This is a genomic window from Metallosphaera javensis (ex Hofmann et al. 2022) (assembly GCF_022064045.1).
In the GTDB taxonomy this organism is placed as follows: domain Archaea; phylum Thermoproteota; class Thermoprotei_A; order Sulfolobales; family Sulfolobaceae; genus Metallosphaera; species Metallosphaera javensis.
Map to the genome: position 1 here is coordinate 91,701 of NZ_JAKNCW010000003.1, position 15,375 is coordinate 107,075.

Consider the following 15,375-nt stretch of genomic DNA (forward strand, 5'->3'; position numbering starts at 1 on the left):
CACCGTTTTCAATCTGCCTCTGATAGATATGTTAGAGACCTACGAGATTGAACTTAGAATACCAAGGTCAGTAGTAAGATCTGGACTAATGGACCCATTCCTTTTCTCGGGAGTGATGGGGCATGTTAACATTCTTCAGATCTTAGACAAGAAATCAGCAGAGTATGTAGCGCCCGGTAAACTCTCTGAACCTGGCAATGACTACAGGGTTCTCTACGTCTTCGGCACACCAGACACAAAACTGCATACGGTTCTTGGATACATGAAGGGGCCAGAATTGGAAGGGGGATCAATATTCTATTCTGGAAAGTCGGACGACAATAAATTTGAATGGAAGGCTCACTTTTACGTGGAAGAAAGCGCAAACGGTTCCAAGCTAAGGATAGGTCTAGAGGTCAGCTACAGGACCTCAGCCCTTGACAAGCTAATAGGGAAAAGTCCCTTTGAATTAGCTCAGCACATAATTCAGGATCACATTATTCCATATCTGAGATTATATCTCAGCAAGGAACAGCAGATGGTTCAGGAACAAGGAATCTTTGCTAACGAGGTCATGCGAATTGAGGGTGATATTGCTGAAGTGGCAACGAAGATCAGGCAATTAATTGAGAGCGTAAATTCAGGGTTTATTGTAATTAAGGGCAAAAATATCAGAGCGAGCATTCAGGTTCTGAACAAACGCCCCAGCTTAATGAAAATGATTAGAGGAAACCAAATAATCACAGGAAATGACGTTCTTGCGAATCTAATTTTAGAGTCGGGCAATGCGGTGGCAGTTGCGTATGAAATTGACTTGGAGAGAGTATTGGATACTACAAGCGAACAGATTTCAAAAGCCATTGAGATGCATGGGAAAGAGTAGAGAAGTATGACCGGATTTAACGTGGCTTTTCACTACGCTTTACTTACTTATGGAGCCACTTTAGAACATGGCGAACTAGTGAAAGATAACTATCTAACCTGAAGACATCTAACATATTTTCTCTTCCCTTATTTTCTTCTAAAGATAACCCTTTAGATAGGAACATCTATCTGTCTCATAAATGGGTTCACTGGTTCTGGGGGCTGGAGGAGGTGGAGATATAGTATCTGCGCTTCTTCCTTTCGAGAGATTGAGGAAAAATGGTGAGAAGGTTGTCCTAGGGGCGATTCTATGGGAGAGAAGGGTTGAGGATCCAGTTCCAGGTCCCATCTGTACAAATGACCTGAGAGAGGTAGAGGCAATAAACGAGAGAGTGGCAGTCCTAGGACCAAACTCGTACGCAATCAGGGAGGGAAAAAGAGTAATACCGCAAGCTGCTAGGGTTGCTAGGATATTGGGAGTTAATGTTGTTTCGTTCTGCATATCCGGAGGCGCCATTGGCCTATACGACGATCTCACAGAAATAGCAAGTGAGCTTGGAATAGATCAAGTAATTGGCGTTGATGCAGGAGGTGATATTCTTGCAGAGGGTACAGAAAGCAATCTTCTAAGTCCTCTAGCTGATTCTATAGCCCTAGCATCTCTAACCAAGTTGGAGGAAAGTTACCTGAAGACCCAGTTATCGGTTATTGGTCTGGGGGCAGATGGGGAACTGGAAGCCGAATATCTTTTACAGAGGATTAGCAAGATAGCTTCGCTGAACGGGTTGGTGGAAATACTTGGATATGACGAGAGTACTGCGTCATTAGTGGAAAGGGTATTGGAGGTGACGATCACTGAGGCCTCAGCTCTACCCCTAAAGGCATTCAGGGGGTTATATGGAGAGGTTTCCATCAGAAACGGTAAGAGAAGGGTGTTCGTAAGTCCGCTTACCTCAGTAATGTTTACTTTCAGACCAAGGGTTGTCGCATCCATCTCTAAGCTTTACGAAGCTGTAAGAAATTCCTCGTCTCTCGAAGAGGCCAATGAGGCACTTCATCAACTGGGTTTAATCACAGAACTGGACAGGGAGAGACAGTCTAAGGACGAGTAGCCCTCTCTCATAGAAAGTAAAAGCTTATAATCTATTAGCCCGTCATCGATCTTTCCAATCATCAATGAGTAGGTAGGATTTTTGTGGTGTTAATACCATTCCCCCGCATGTATTATTGGGAGGGGAAGTTTAAACCAAGACTTCCTGAATTGGTCATACAGTGAATAGGAGTGAGCATAGATGTGGATAGTGGTTTATTCCCCTTCCCCACCTCCATAGAGGGTGCGGGGGAGGCGGCGGCTCATGTAATTGCGTCCGCTTCCGCGCTAAAGAACATGAACGAGTTGACCCTGGAAAGTTTAGAAACAGTGAGAAAATATGTTGATAATTGGATAATGAGTGTTGTTCCCCTGGATTACATACCGGGAATGGCAGAATATCTAGGAGGAAAACTGACCAAATCCATTTTGGACGTATTTGAGGAGATATCAGAACAGGAACTGGGAGAGACCTTGGAGATGATTACTTTGGCAAAAAAATCTCTAGATAAAGGCGATGTTCCCTTTAACTTCGCTGAGGTTGAGGTGAGAATAGAGAGAGTGTTTAGAGCCCTTGGCTTGGAAATGAATGACTTCGGAAGGTTTCTGGAGAACTCAAACATAGTGGAGAAAATGAAGAGAACCGTAACCTTGTTTACCTTGGCTGTGGGAATATCTTCAGTACGTGATAGGTTATGGATAGCGGAATCTCAATAACTGCCGAAAAACTTGTAGAGGTCACAGCTAAGTATGCATCACAGATAACAGTTAAAGAGGAGGAGTATATTAGGGCTGTTGGTTTCTCGTCCCGGGAAATGGGGAAAAGGGTTGTGGCAAGGGTGAGTTTCTGGCTTGTTAATCAGGAATCCACCCTGTTATACTGCAGGTTATGTAACAAGGGGCCATTCACCAAGAGGGGCATGTTTCTTCACCTGACAAGAATGCATCATTCTGAGATAAAATTGCTCTTAGAAGAAGAAATAAAAAGAGAGATAAAGGCTATACTTTAGCCTCAGGACTCCACTACCCTAAGTAGATCTCCTTGATCTAAACGATAGACCACGAGATAGTTATCTGATACCCTCTTGAGATCTGCGTTGTCTCCCCTTATCATCACGCTAATCAGCGTGGCATTTGCCTCCTTGAGGGATCTTCTCACTGTAGTCTCGGCAATCTTATCCTCCCCATCTGTCAAGATTATTACCTCGCTGACTCCCCTTACGTGACCGTCCTTTATATCATCGCAGGCTGACATTACTGACCTAGATATATCAGTCCCGCCTCCACCCCTTATCTTACCAATGTACTCAACCATCTTGATTACATCCTTACTTTTCGCGTTCTTTATGACCTTGATCAGGGGATAGGGAATGTTATCGAAGAACCTCAGATAGAAATCCCTGTTCTCCCTTCTGGCCCTGCTGTAGAGTGCAAGGGCAACAGCCTTAGCCCACAGGATCTTCTCCCCATCCATGCTACCGGACTTATCTAAGAGGAGGTATATGGGCCCCAGGGTTTCCTTAATCTGCTTCTGGTATAGCAGAAGCTGGCTCTCCGCTAACTTGACGTCGAAAAGTTCCTCAGGCAACGCTAGCTCTGAAGGAACTAGTCTCTCAAGATCTGAACCTTCCTCATATCCATAGAGTTCTCCTCTGGCGTACCTAGTAGTCCTCTTCTTGGTGAAGCTACCTAACTTGGGGATACCGCTTAGGAATTCCAAGATCTTCTTGATTTCCGTGTTCCTAGCCAGCCTAAGCACGTCATGTATATCTCCCTCAAAGTTCATCATGGATCCTGTACCCGCTCCATTGCCCCCGACTATTCTCTGCATGCTTCTCACCGAGTTGGCGTCCTCTGAAGCCTTTGCCATGGCCTTTTCATGAACCTGTTTCATCAGCTTTCCAGTGGCCTGGTTCTCCTGTTGCTGGTTCTGATTCTGCTTTCCTTCCTTTCCCTGACTTCCCTTCATTATTCCATTAAGGATCTGCTCTGCAGCCTCCCTCTCCTCCTGTGACTGTGAAGTTCTCCTGATCCTTTCCAGTTCCTCTATCAGGTTCTGCACGTAGCTCACTGAAAGGGCCATGCTCACCGCAGAATTCGCAATGGAATAATTCCTGTTCCTGTTCACTATTTCTGAGGAAATGGTAAGATCAATCAATGAGTACTTTATGGAATCACTTTGGTCAATTTCTCCCTTGGTCTTCAGAATAGGGAGAGGGAGATAATGCACATAATAGGTATCGATGAGGAATAGGGGATCTACATTGGACTCCTTACCCGAGACCCTCCTTAGGGTGTTAAGTATCCTCTCGCCCCTGTACTTCACAATGGGGCTTTCGTAATCCACACCTCTAAGGAGACCACTCATGTGTAGATCCCCAGCTTCCTCCCCACTTTTTCTACCAGTCTATCAATTTCCGCTCCAACTTCCCTTGAGAACTCCTCTACCTTCTCGTCACCGCTCTCCTTTCCTAAGGATATTACTCTGTCCTTTGTTGCCCTCAAACTCCTAATTAGGTCAATTAACCTGGGATCGGATTCGTTAGCCGCATCTACATATTTCCCTGCCTCCTTGATATTATTGAATATCTCGTTCAGTTCCCTCATGTACTTTATGGGGGTCTTAAGTTCCTCTGAAAGAAGTGCTGAGACCTTTTCGAAGTCGTCTATCTCTCTAGGAGCTATGTACTTGAGTACCACCAGATCCTCCTCCGTTGCCTTAGTTCTGGAGTTGAGTAGGGCATGAGCTGAGACTATCTTGAGGACCTTACCCTTTCTCCTGTCAGTTAAGTGCACACCTTTCTCTTCTAGCATGACGTATAGCTTCAGGAGCTTCGACTTGATCTGGCTCAGGTCCACCTCTGAGAGCATACTGTATAGCCTGTCCAAGTCCTGCACAGTCATCACTGGTTCTTTGACCTTCCATTTATCAGTGAATTCAAGCTCCCAGGACGAGTCTATCAGATCCTTCCACATATCCTCCCCCACGGGTTTCGCGTAATGCCTTAGAAGAAGCCTGTCGTAAAGAGCTTCAAGCTCCGGTTCGTCAGGCACCCTGTTGCTGGCGCTGATTAACGTTCTCAGCGGAACCTTGATAACATTGTAACCGTCATATATCACCCTCTCGTTGAGCAGTGAGAGCAGTGCGTTAAGTATTGCTGAGTTTGCGTTAAATATCTCGTCCAAGAAAGCCAGCTCACTTTCGGGAAGTCTCTCCTTCGTTATTCTCTTGTAAACACCTTGCTTCAATGCATTGACGTCAAGCGCGCCGAAAAGTTCGGCGGGTTCGGTGTATTTTGTAAGTAAATACATGAAGAACCTGGCATTAAGCAGATCTGCTGCCCTTCTAGCTAGGGCTGATTTAGCCGTTCCTGGTTCCCCTATTAATACGATATGCTCCTTTGTAAGGAGAGCCAACGTTATGACCTTAGCCTCCTCTTCCCTTCCCACGAACGGGGAATAGAGGGACTCTAAAAACTTTTTGGGAAGTTCAAGGAGTGATGAACTCACTATTATTCTCCCTATAATGTTTACCATCTTGTAGCTTATAAACAGAGGTTAAGAATTATGAAATAATAAAAATCCTTTCTATTTAACTATATTTTTGTATAAAACCTGCATAACATCTTGAATGGACGTACGTTTGAATCCTTTAAATAGGAAATTTTAATTGTCGCATTTATTTTATACTAAAGGCGATAAGCGTGAAGGGTTCGTGCGGTATATCAAACTAACCAACTAATTTATATAGGCGAATTTCAAAGATTGAAATAACAAATTCGTGTGAGTCGAGATATATGGACGAAAAGATAGGAAATCTAAAAGGCGGGATGGAGAACATAAGTGTAACCGCCCGCGTTTTGGAAGTAGGTGAACAAAAGACCGTTCAGACAAAGAACGGCCCTAGAACCATTCGTGAAGTAATGGTGGGAGACGACACAGGGAGAGTTAAGCTTACCCTGTGGGGGAACCAAGGCGACGAAGTGAAAGAAGGTCAAATAATCAAGGTTGAAAACGCTTGGACCACTGTCTTTAAGGGGCAAGTTCAACTTAACGCAGGTAGCAGGTCCAAGATCAGCGAGACTGCTGAGGAATCGATCCCAGAGGCCGATCAGGTTCCGGAAAACACTCCTACCGATGATTCTCCCCCAAGAAGGGGTGGATTCAGAGGTAGAGGTGGAGGAAGGAGAAGTTACGGCGGTGGTTTCGGAGGAAACTATGGCGGTGGAGGCTTCAGGAGAAGGCCAAGAGAAGGCGGAGAGGAAGAAGAGTGAATTTTGAAGAAGACAGGGAACCGGAAGAGGAACACGACCATTTTCATCCTTCACTGGATTTCAATGAGATAAAGGACAGGAAACCCAGAAGAGAAGGTGAATACGTAGAGAAGAGTGAGGATGGAGAGAAGTTCATCATAAAGTTAGCTGAGGACAAGATTTACGAAGTCGCTGCCGTGGCATATTACATCTGGGCCATGTGTGACGGAGAAAGAACTGTAGGCGATATAGTTCAGGAAATTAGCAAGGAAGCTCAGATTGAGGAGGAGCAGATTAGGGCACCCATCGTGGCAGTACTCGAGCAACTTCAGGAGGCAGCCCTAATAACCATTTAAAAGTTTGTTTTGTGTATTTTTCTCATGAGAAATTTCGTTCCTGAGGAGAATTTACCTACTCCACAAGAGGCCGTAGAGCTATTTCTCAAAACTGTACCCCCCAAGAGGAGGGTAATTTCTGTTGGAATCTTGGACTCGGTGGGAAAGGTAACCGCTTCACCCGTGCTCGCTAATACAGATTATCCACCCTTCTCTAGATCTACTGTGGACGGATTTGCAGTAAAATCGTCCTCCACTCCTGGAAAATTTAGGATAGTTGACAAGATATCCATTGGAGAGTGGAAGGATATTACCCTTGGACCTGGAGAGGCAGTGGAAGTGGATACGGGATCCCCTATCCCATGGGGAGCCGACGCTGTAGTGAAAATAGAGGATACTCACGTGGAGTTTCCGTTCGTTGAAATAAATTCTAGAATGAGATTTGGAGCCAATGTGGCGTGGGCTGGAAGTGATATTCCCAAGGGTTCAGAAATCATGGGTGAACTACAGGAAGTCACAGCAGAGGATGTTGGTGCCCTAGCATCTGTGGGAGTGGAGAAGGTTGAGGTATATGATCTTCCCAAGGTCTATGTCATTGCGACGGGGGACGAGCTGGTTCAGCCCGGGGCAAATCTCGCTCCTGGAAAGATATACGAAAGCAACGTCCATTTCCTAGTCTCTAGACTGGCACAACTGGGGTGCCGGGTAGTTGGAACAGAAGTTCTGCCTGACAATAAGGAAAGGATCAGGGACTCTCTCAAGATGGCAGTAGAGACAGCTGACCTCATTATTACCACAGGGGGTACGAGCGCGGGCGAGAAGGATTACATACATCAGTTGATAAGGGAGATGGGAAAAATCGTGGTACAGGGCATAAACACGAAACCCGGAAAACCTACGATCCTTGGAGAGATACGCGGTAAACCAGTTTTCGGACTCTCGGGAAACATAGTGGCCACAATTATGACGTTCAACCAGCTGGTGGAGAAATACGTAGAGGAATTCTCAGGAAGATCCATGGCCACTAGGAGGGCCTATCATGGGAAGATCACTGCAATATCCATTTTACCCATTCAGGCTGACAGATTCAGGGTTACCAACATACCGGTGTACTTGGTTAAGGGACAAGGTAGATATTACGCGATCCCTGTTCCCTTCGATAGTTACATGGTGGGTACCTTCGCCGGCTCGGATGGTTACGTAACCTTGCCCCCCGGTACACAGGTTAAGGAGGGGGAGGAGATTGAGGTGACCGTAAAGAGCCTTGATAATAGACCTGTAATAATAGGGGAGGAAGACGTGAGGATAAGGGAGGTGAAGGCTAGGAAAATATTGCTGGGCACGGTACCGGCTTGTGCTGCACTCAAGTATGGTGTGGGAGATGCGCTTATCCTGAGCGATTTCCTTTGTAGGGAAGATGTCCCAGACGCTGTGGAGGTAAGACGCTGGATCATCTCTCAAGGAGAGGGTGATCCTGTCAGCTATCATGATTGGATAGGCATGAGTAGGTTGGTTAATGAGCCGGCAGTGAAATTGAAATCACCCTCCACGGCTTCCCTTTTCCTGGGTAAAGGGAAGGTAATTGCTCCCCAGGGGTACATAGATGGCGAGAGAGTAACTCAAGAGGGATTAAAAGTAATAGTGAGAAATAGGGACCTTCAATTCTTAGAAGGAATATTTTCTGAAAGTACCTAGTTGGAAAAGCCTTTTACTTCAACTCCTTATTCTCGGGTATGCGTTCAGTGAAAGCTACAGCATTCTCATCTTCTGCTAACCTCGGTGCTGGTTATGATATACTTTCCATGAGTCACTCGGCCTTTAGTGACATCGTGTACGCTGAGATCCTGAATGAAAGGGAGAGGAAGGTAGTAATAGCGTCAAACACTGGCATACCCTTGGATCCAGCAAGAAACTCGGCAGGTGCCCCAGTTGAGGCAATCCTGAGGGAATTTCAATTGAATTACACGGTGAAACTCAGCGTGATAAAGGGAGTTCCCCCAGGGCTGGGTCTAGGAAGCAGCGGAGCCTCCGCTGTAGCTGCAGCGGCTGCAGTCAACGAACTGTTCAACCTTCATTTAACCCTGGAGGACATAGTGAGGTTCGCTGTGATTGGCGAAAAGGCGGTGAGCGGATCTCCTCACCCGGATAACGTGGCAGCTAGTGCTTTTGGGGGAATTGTGGCAGTCACATCCCATGACCCCATAAGGGTTGTGAGAGTACCGATTAACCTAGACTTCAAGTTGATGTTGGTCATACCCAAGGTCAACACGGGAGAAGGGAAGACGAAGAAGGCAAGGGAACTGGTCCCCAGACAGGTTGAGGTCTCCAAGGTTGTGGAAAATACAAGGTTCCTCTCCTCTTTCATTCTGGGGGTGGTAAAGGGTGATAGGATACTGGTCAGGGAAGGATTGAACGATAACATAGTGGAGAAGTCTAGGGAACCAATGTATCCACACTATCCCAAAATCAAGGAAACTGCTCTAAAGTATGACGCAGTTGGTGCGTGCGTAAGCGGAGCAGGACCAACGGTGCTTATCCTTTATGACAATTCCACTAGACTGGAGGAGATAAGAAAGGAGAGTGCGCAGATATGCGCACAACATGGTTTCTCGTGTGACTTCATTACCACTGAGATAGGAGAGGGTGTCAGAGTTGAGGGAATCAACTAAGTCGGTGAGGGAATCCATAGATCCCACAACGGGGGCAATAACTACCCCTATCTATCAGACTTCAGCGTTCCTTTACCCTGAAGGTGAAAAGTATAGGTATTCCAGAGAGGTTAACCCCACTGTACTTGAGTTAGGTAAAAAGATAGCTGAACTTGAGGGTGCGGAGGCAGGGCTTGCCTTTTCCTCAGGTATGGGGGCTATCTCAACAACCCTGTTAACTTTACTCCGTCCAGGTATGAAACTCTTGGTTCACGTGGACATGTTCGGGAGAAGCCTAAGGTTCACTAAGGATTATCTATCGTCCTGGGGAGTGAAGGTTGACGTGGCTCCTGCCAGCGACCAAAGGATGCTTGAGATGATGAGCGCTGGTTATGACGTAGTAATGGTTGAGAGCATCACCAATCCCTTGCTGAGGGTCATTGACCTGGAGAGAGTTGGAAAGGCCTGCTCAGAGGTAGGAGCTACTCTGCTTGTGGACTCTACGTTTGCCACCCCAATTAATCAGAGACCGCTGGAATTTGGGGCATCGCTGGCTATACACAGCGCATCCAAGTTCATTGCAGGGCACAACGACGTCATAACTGGGCTGATAGCAGGTAGGGGAGAACTGGTAAGGGCTATAGATCAGATGAGGAGAACCCTCGGAACATCTCTGGATCCCCATCCAGCCTATCTCACCATTAGGGGCATGAAGACGCTTAAGATAAGGATGGATGTCATAAACAGGAACGCACAACAGGTAGCTGAGTTCCTTGAGGCGCATCCTAAGGTAGCTAAGGTTTACTATCCTGGTCTCAAGAGCCATGAAAGCCACAGTGTAGCTAGGAGGGTTCTCAAGGGCTTCGGCGGAGTGGTGAGCTTTGAGGTAAAAGGAGGAGCGGAGGAGGCTTTGAAGGTGATGAAATCTACCTCCATAATAATTCCAGCTCAAAGTCTAGGAGGCGTTAACTCCCTTATCTCCCATCCAGCAACAATGAGTCACAGGACCCTTTCCCCTGAAGAAAGAAGGGCCTCAGGAATCGGGGATTCCCTCCTTAGATTGTCTGTGGGCATAGAGGACGTGGAAGACCTGATAGAGGACCTAGATAAGGCACTCGCCAAGATTTAGAGAAAGATTTATTTTTGAACCGAAAAAGAGTTTGTTGCCATACCTAGCCTACAGCCATGTAACCATGGCAGAGTGAAGCTAGGGCCTCCTCTCATTTCTTAGAGGAGTCCTTGATTTTCATGAGATACTCCTTGATTGCATTGAGATCTGATTCGATGTGAGCTTCATCCGTCGCGATCCACATTATGCCCCCTGCAGCATCAACGACCTCGCCATATATCTTGAGATCCTTAACCCTTTCCTTCCAGTTGAAGGGAATCTTGGAAATCACCAGAACGTAGAGTTCCCCAGTGTTACGAAGATGAAACTTGCCCCAGAAAAGATCGTCAATCTTGTACTCTGCCTCCTTAGCAAAGGGTTCCTTTCCAGGCCTCTCTGATACATCCTTCCAGGGACCCATCTCCCCACCTAACTTACTGATATCCTGGATCATGTTATACCCCTCTCCTCCAGGGCTTTCATTGCTATCTTGCTAAGTCCAAGTTCCTTAGGACTTATCCCGAAGGATATCGCTAGGAGTTGAGTAATGTACATTGTGGGCATGGTCCAACCGGTCTTAAACTCATCCATAACCTTGAACTGGGTAACGTCCAGTTGCAGATGACATAGACTGCAGGGATGTACCATGATATCAGCTCCTGCTCCTTTTGCCGAGGAAAGGACGTTATAGGCCAGTTTCAATCCTCCCTTGGGGTTACTGCCCATCAAGGGGAAACCACAGCATGCAGTGGCCATGGGGAACCTCACCGGTGTGGCCCCGGTGGCGGATACGAGGTCCTCAAGACTGTGGGGTTTGTACACTGACTCGAACCCCATGATCTGCTCAGGCCTGAGCATCTGACATCCATAATACGTTCCCACCTTCAGTTGATTCAGGGGTCTAGTAACGTGGGACTTTATTTTCTCCACCCCCACGTCTCTCACTAATACCCACACGATATGCTCAGCGTCTACAGTTCCCTTGTACTCTATGGAGGCTGACCTAAGCCTGGAATCCACCTCCTTTCTGAGTTCCTTATCCTCCTTGTAGTTATTTACCGCGAGCCTGTGACTCTGCAGGCAAACGCTACAGGGAGTTGCCATCTTGTTGAGTCCCATCTTCTCCACCTGGGACAAGTTCCTTAGATTCAAGGCAGCATGAGCCTTTTGGTCATACTCGTCCAGAAAGCCTCCTCCACAGCAGTTCCAGTCCTCCACCTCTACCAGTTCCAGTCCTAGTACCTCAGCTACTTTCTTTGTGGCTATATCCACGTCCTTGGAGAGGCCATGGGTTGCACATCCGGGGTAATATGCTACCTTCATTCGTCCTCACCCATCAATTTCTGAATTTGATCTATTTGAGTAACCTTCTTTTCCCTAATTAATGCAAGGTTCATCTTCCCGTTTCTCATGGTGTAGAGCATGTCCCTAATTGCCTCAGCTAGACCGTAAGTTGTGATATATACCTTCGCCTCCTCAAGCTTCCCTGTTTCCCTTATGCTATCGAATATGGCCTTCACGTGTTTCTCACCAGTCTTTACTACCTCGGTCTTCTCCTTGAGGAATCTGGTGTGGGACCTCGTCTTCTTGATGGTGGTAACTGGCTCCACGTCCCTAGGGCATACGTTAAAGCACTGATAGCAATATGTGCACCTCCATGCACTATCGGCCAAAATTTTCAACCTTTCATCGTAAATTGTATCTCTGGGATCTGCAAGGAACCTGTAGCCCTTCGCATGTGCTGCAGGTCCTAAAAAGTCCTGGTCAATTCTGACGGCTGGACATGATGAGACGCACAGCCCGCACCAGATACACTGGGCAAACTTCCAGAGCTCCCTCTGGTCCTCCGGCCTTAACCTATGTTCACCGTTACCTTCCGTTACTTCCTTGCTAGGATATAGCCTAGGTTTAACCTTGAACATCCTGGTGTAAAAATCGTCCATGTCCACGATCAGGTCCTTCTGAACCTTGAAGTAATCCATGGGCTCAACAGTTATCTGGTTGCTATCATACTTCTTCACCAGGTCTAGAGCCAGGGTCTTACACGCAAGCCTTGGCTCCCCATTAATTTTCATGGCACAGCTACCGCACACAGCCATATGACATGAGGCCCTGTAAGCCAGGGTTGGATCTTGCTCCGACTTTATCCTCCTGAGAACCTCAGTCATTTGGGTGAATCTGTCCACCAGTAGCTTGTACTCCTGCCAGTACTCTCCCTTCTCCTGGTTATACCTTCTTACCTTGACTATGATCTCCCTCTGTTCCGCCTGACTCTCCATGTCAGTACACCCTCGCCTCAGGTTGCCACCTAGTCATAGTCACGGGCTTAAATCCTATCTCCACCTGATTACCCTTCAAGTAAGCCAAGGTGTGTTTAAGCCAGTTTTTATCATCCCTCTCTGGATAATCGGTCCTGTAATGGGCGCCCCTTGATTCCGTTCTGGTCAACGCCGACTTAGCTATTACTACAGCCAAGTCCATCATATTCCTCAGCTCCAAGGCGTTAAAGAACTCGGTATTGTAGGTTTTACTCTTGTCAGTAACGTACATACTCTTCACCTGTGCCCTGAGCTTCTCTACCTCTGACAGGGCTGTCTTCAACAGATCCTCGTTCCTGAATATTCCAACATCGTCCCACATCACCTGCCTGAGTTTATTGAGTATCTCACCGAAATGTACCCCGGACTCACTCTTCACGAAGGTATAGGCATCGTCAAGGAGTTTCTCCGCTTCCTTTTCCAGGGTAGTGGAGGAGGACTCCTCATGCTTCCTGAGATACTCAACAACAGTCCTTCCAGTCTCCCTACCAAAGACGAGAGTCTCGAGCAGGGAGTTTGAACCCAGTCTATTGGCACCGTGAACTGACACACAGGCCACCTCTCCCGCCGCGAACAGACCCTGCAGATCACTGTTCTTTCCTGTTATATCCACGTCTACGCCGCCCATGTAGTAGTGTTGTGCAGGTCTAACAGGGATGGGCTCCTTGGTCGCGTCCACCCCCGCAAAGCTCATTGCCGCCTCATAGGCCAACGCAAGTCTCTCCTTAATGTAGCTCTCTCCCAGATGGGTGAGGTCCAGCCCAACGTAACCTCCCGGAAATCCCCTTCCTTCCCTTATCTCTATGGTGATGGACCTGGAAACTATATCCCTTGGAGCCAAGTCAAGTTTTTTGGGGGCATACCTGGTCATGAACCTCTCCCCCTTGTTGTTTTTCAGGATTCCTCCCTCTCCCCTGGCTGCCTCACTGATCAAGATGTCTGAGGGATAAAGGGCTGTAGGGTGAAACTGCACAAATTCTGGATCCTTAAGGGCTGCCCCGGCCCTCAGGGCCATGGAGTATCCATCCCCTGTGTTTATGTAGGCATTGGTGGTATGGGCATATAACATTCCCATGCCTCCTGTGGCTAGAACCACGGCCTTGGCCTTGAACAGGACTGGCTCCATGGACTTCATTTCCATGGCCAGAACGCCGGCTACCCTCTTCTCGTCCAGTACTAGGTCTACTGCAAACCATTCGCTATAGAAATCCACGGAGAGACCTGAGACCCTCTCAAATAGCGTGTGCAGAAGCGCCATCCCAGTTTTATCTCCAACGAACCTAGTCCTGGGATAGGTTTGTCCCCCAAAATAACGCAATGCAACTCTACCATCAGGTTGCCTATTAAATAACGTGCCCCATCTTTCCATTATCTCGACTATTTCCCCCGATTTTTGTGAGAGTAACTCTGCAGCGTCTTGATCTACCAGATAATCTCCTCCCTTTACCGTATCATAGGTCATGTAGTCTGGATTGTCATTGGGATCCGAGTTACCTCTAACATACGCGGCTATTCCGCCTTCTGCGGAGGAGGAGTGAGACCTTGTGGGAAAAACCTTGGAGATGACCGCTACCTTGTAACCTGCAGAAGCGATCTCGTGGGCCGACATTAGCCCTGCTAATCCTCCTCCAAGAACTACTGCGTCATAAAGAAGTTTGTCCATACAAAAATCGCAATAGATACGTTATTAAGAATTACTTTAAGAGAGTAGTTCAGATAGGTTCTTTATTACAAATGTAGGGCGTATTCCCGTTCTTTCTACGTCGTGACGCTGTGAAATACCGGTTAGAACTAGGGCGGTATCAGCTCCCAGATCGTTCCCCATCTTGATGTCAGTTTCCAGTTGATCGCCAATAACCAAGACTTTCTTCAGGTCATTTATTCCCATGAGCTCCATTGCTACCTGAACAATCCACTTATTGGGTTTCCCTGCCACAAAGTCCGGTTCCCTCTTCAGCGCATATATCAGCGCGCTGGCGAGAGCACCTGCTCCCAACCTCAAACCGTCCTTAGAGGGCCATAACCTATCCATGTTTGTGACAACGAACTTGCTACCTCTCCATATACATCTCATACCAACGGATAACTTATCGTAGGTAACTAGCCGGTCCAACCCCAGTATTACAACGTCAGGGTTCTCCTTTTCGGCATTAGCAGTCATAAGGACCTCGTATCCTGCATTTCTTATCTCCTCCACTAGACCTTCCTCTCCAATCACAAAAACCTTCCTTACATCCCACGTCTTTTTCATGTAAAGGACGGCCGCTAAACCGCTGGTGATGATGTTTCTAGGATCAATGGGCAGGCCCAAATAGTTTAACTGCCTTGAGAGGAGAACCCTGCTGAACCCGGAGTTGTTGGTGACTAGAATTACCTTCTTTCCTTCTTCTATCATCCGTCTAAGGGAGTTTATGTTATCCCATATGGGTTCGCCCTCCATGAGAATGACTCCATCAACGTCGCTTATCACCAAGTCGTAGTCTAGCCCCATCTCGCTATCGCCTCCATCTTGGTCCTGAGTGCCTCTGAAGTTATGCCCTGACCTAGATCGAAAAGGAATAGTCCCTGAGGGTTGTAAAGCGCTGAATCACACGACCACTTGCCAGGAAAGGGCCTCATTATCTTCACGTAATTGGCTCTCCCCTCAAAAGCAAATATTAAAAAATCCCCTAGATCCTTGATCTCAACGTAAAACATTGTGCACTCTCCCAGGTTATTTCTGATAACCTTCAGAGGGCTTATTCCACCCAGATCGATTTCAATCATTTTTTTATCCACTC

General features: G+C 47.1%; 17 protein-coding genes. 9 read left to right on the forward strand and 8 right to left on the reverse strand.

From position 1 onward, the window contains the following. Window positions 1-28: 28 nt before the first annotated feature. The 4 genes from L3N51_RS03555 to L3N51_RS03570 all read left to right on the forward strand — a co-directional run bounded on the left by L3N51_RS03555 (window position 29) and on the right by L3N51_RS03570 (window position 2,943). On the forward strand, window positions 29-862 hold the full coding sequence (locus L3N51_RS03555; RefSeq protein WP_238025519.1) for a hypothetical protein: 834 nt from the start codon (window positions 29-31) through the stop codon (window positions 860-862). Between the two features lie 181 nt (window positions 863-1,043). Beyond that, window positions 1,044-1,955: a DUF1152 domain-containing protein gene (locus tag L3N51_RS03560; RefSeq protein WP_238025520.1), complete on the forward strand. Its 912-nt coding sequence runs from the start codon at window positions 1,044-1,046 to the stop codon at window positions 1,953-1,955. Between the two features lie 182 nt (window positions 1,956-2,137). After that, window positions 2,138-2,650 (forward strand): hypothetical protein, encoded by a 513-nt coding sequence (locus L3N51_RS03565; RefSeq protein WP_238025522.1) that lies wholly within the window; start codon window positions 2,138-2,140, stop codon window positions 2,648-2,650. Beyond that, window positions 2,629-2,943, forward strand: coding sequence for a hypothetical protein (locus L3N51_RS03570; protein WP_238025523.1), 315 nt, complete (start codon window positions 2,629-2,631; stop codon window positions 2,941-2,943). The genes L3N51_RS03565 and L3N51_RS03570 overlap by 22 nt, the downstream gene beginning before the upstream one ends. Before the next feature lie 2 nt (window positions 2,944-2,945). Here the strand turns inward: L3N51_RS03570 and L3N51_RS03575 are convergent, their stop codons facing one another. After that, entirely contained in the window at window positions 2,946-4,301 is a 1,356-nt protein-coding gene (locus L3N51_RS03575; protein ID WP_238025524.1) for a vWA domain-containing protein, read from the reverse strand. After that, on the reverse strand, window positions 4,298-5,470 hold the full coding sequence (locus L3N51_RS03580) for an AAA family ATPase (protein WP_255776088.1): 1,173 nt from the start codon (window positions 5,468-5,470) through the stop codon (window positions 4,298-4,300). The genes L3N51_RS03575 and L3N51_RS03580 overlap by 4 nt, the downstream gene beginning before the upstream one ends. A gap of 260 nt (window positions 5,471-5,730) precedes the next feature. Here L3N51_RS03580 and L3N51_RS03585 point away from each other — a divergent pair, with 260 nt between their 5' ends. The 5 genes from L3N51_RS03585 to L3N51_RS03605 are packed head-to-tail and all read left to right on the forward strand — an operon-like array spanning window position 5,731 to window position 10,298. After that, window positions 5,731-6,207, forward strand: coding sequence for a single-stranded DNA-binding protein (locus L3N51_RS03585; RefSeq protein ID WP_238025525.1), 477 nt, complete (start codon window positions 5,731-5,733; stop codon window positions 6,205-6,207). A gap of 53 nt (window positions 6,208-6,260) precedes the next feature. Beyond that, window positions 6,261-6,542 (forward strand): PqqD family protein, encoded by a 282-nt coding sequence (locus L3N51_RS03590; protein ID WP_238025643.1) that lies wholly within the window; start codon window positions 6,261-6,263, stop codon window positions 6,540-6,542. Window positions 6,543-6,566: 24 nt separating this feature from the next. Next, window positions 6,567-8,216, forward strand: coding sequence for a molybdenum cofactor synthesis domain-containing protein (locus L3N51_RS03595; RefSeq protein ID WP_238025526.1), 1,650 nt, complete (start codon window positions 6,567-6,569; stop codon window positions 8,214-8,216). Between the two features lie 38 nt (window positions 8,217-8,254). Further along, entirely contained in the window at window positions 8,255-9,190 is a 936-nt protein-coding gene (locus L3N51_RS03600; protein WP_238025528.1) for a homoserine kinase, read from the forward strand. Continuing rightward, window positions 9,174-10,298, forward strand: a complete 1,125-nt coding sequence (locus tag L3N51_RS03605) for a PLP-dependent transferase (protein WP_238025529.1) — start codon at window positions 9,174-9,176, stop codon at window positions 10,296-10,298. The genes L3N51_RS03600 and L3N51_RS03605 overlap by 17 nt, the downstream gene beginning before the upstream one ends. A gap of 91 nt (window positions 10,299-10,389) precedes the next feature. Here the strand turns inward: L3N51_RS03605 and L3N51_RS03610 are convergent, their stop codons facing one another. From L3N51_RS03610 to L3N51_RS03635, 6 genes are read right to left on the reverse strand one after another with little or no spacing between them, the layout of a single operon-like run. Next, entirely contained in the window at window positions 10,390-10,731 is a 342-nt protein-coding gene (locus L3N51_RS03610; protein ID WP_238025531.1) for a succinate dehydrogenase, read from the reverse strand. Beyond that, complete coding sequence (locus L3N51_RS03615; RefSeq protein ID WP_238025532.1) at window positions 10,728-11,600, reverse strand: CoB--CoM heterodisulfide reductase iron-sulfur subunit B family protein; 873 nt, start codon at window positions 11,598-11,600, stop codon at window positions 10,728-10,730. The genes L3N51_RS03610 and L3N51_RS03615 overlap by 4 nt, the downstream gene beginning before the upstream one ends. After that, the gene (locus L3N51_RS03620) at window positions 11,597-12,556 is read right to left on the reverse strand and encodes a succinate dehydrogenase/fumarate reductase iron-sulfur subunit (RefSeq protein ID WP_238025533.1); all 960 of its coding nucleotides are present in this window, start codon (window positions 12,554-12,556) and stop codon (window positions 11,597-11,599) included. Before L3N51_RS03620 ends, L3N51_RS03615 begins: the two co-directional genes overlap by 4 nt. A 1-nt stretch (window position 12,557) precedes the next feature. Then, window positions 12,558-14,258 carry a succinate dehydrogenase flavoprotein subunit gene (locus L3N51_RS03625; RefSeq protein ID WP_238025534.1) on the reverse strand — a complete coding sequence of 567 codons (1,701 nt, stop codon included), beginning with the start codon at window positions 14,256-14,258 and terminating at the stop codon, window positions 12,558-12,560. 36 nt (window positions 14,259-14,294) lie between these two features. Next, window positions 14,295-15,086, reverse strand: a complete 792-nt coding sequence (locus L3N51_RS03630) for an HAD-IIA family hydrolase (RefSeq protein WP_238025535.1) — start codon at window positions 15,084-15,086, stop codon at window positions 14,295-14,297. Beyond that, window positions 15,077-15,361 carry a hypothetical protein gene (locus tag L3N51_RS03635; RefSeq protein ID WP_238025536.1) on the reverse strand — a complete coding sequence of 95 codons (285 nt, stop codon included), beginning with the start codon at window positions 15,359-15,361 and terminating at the stop codon, window positions 15,077-15,079. Before L3N51_RS03635 ends, L3N51_RS03630 begins: the two co-directional genes overlap by 10 nt. Between the last annotated feature and the right edge of the window lie 14 nt (window positions 15,362-15,375).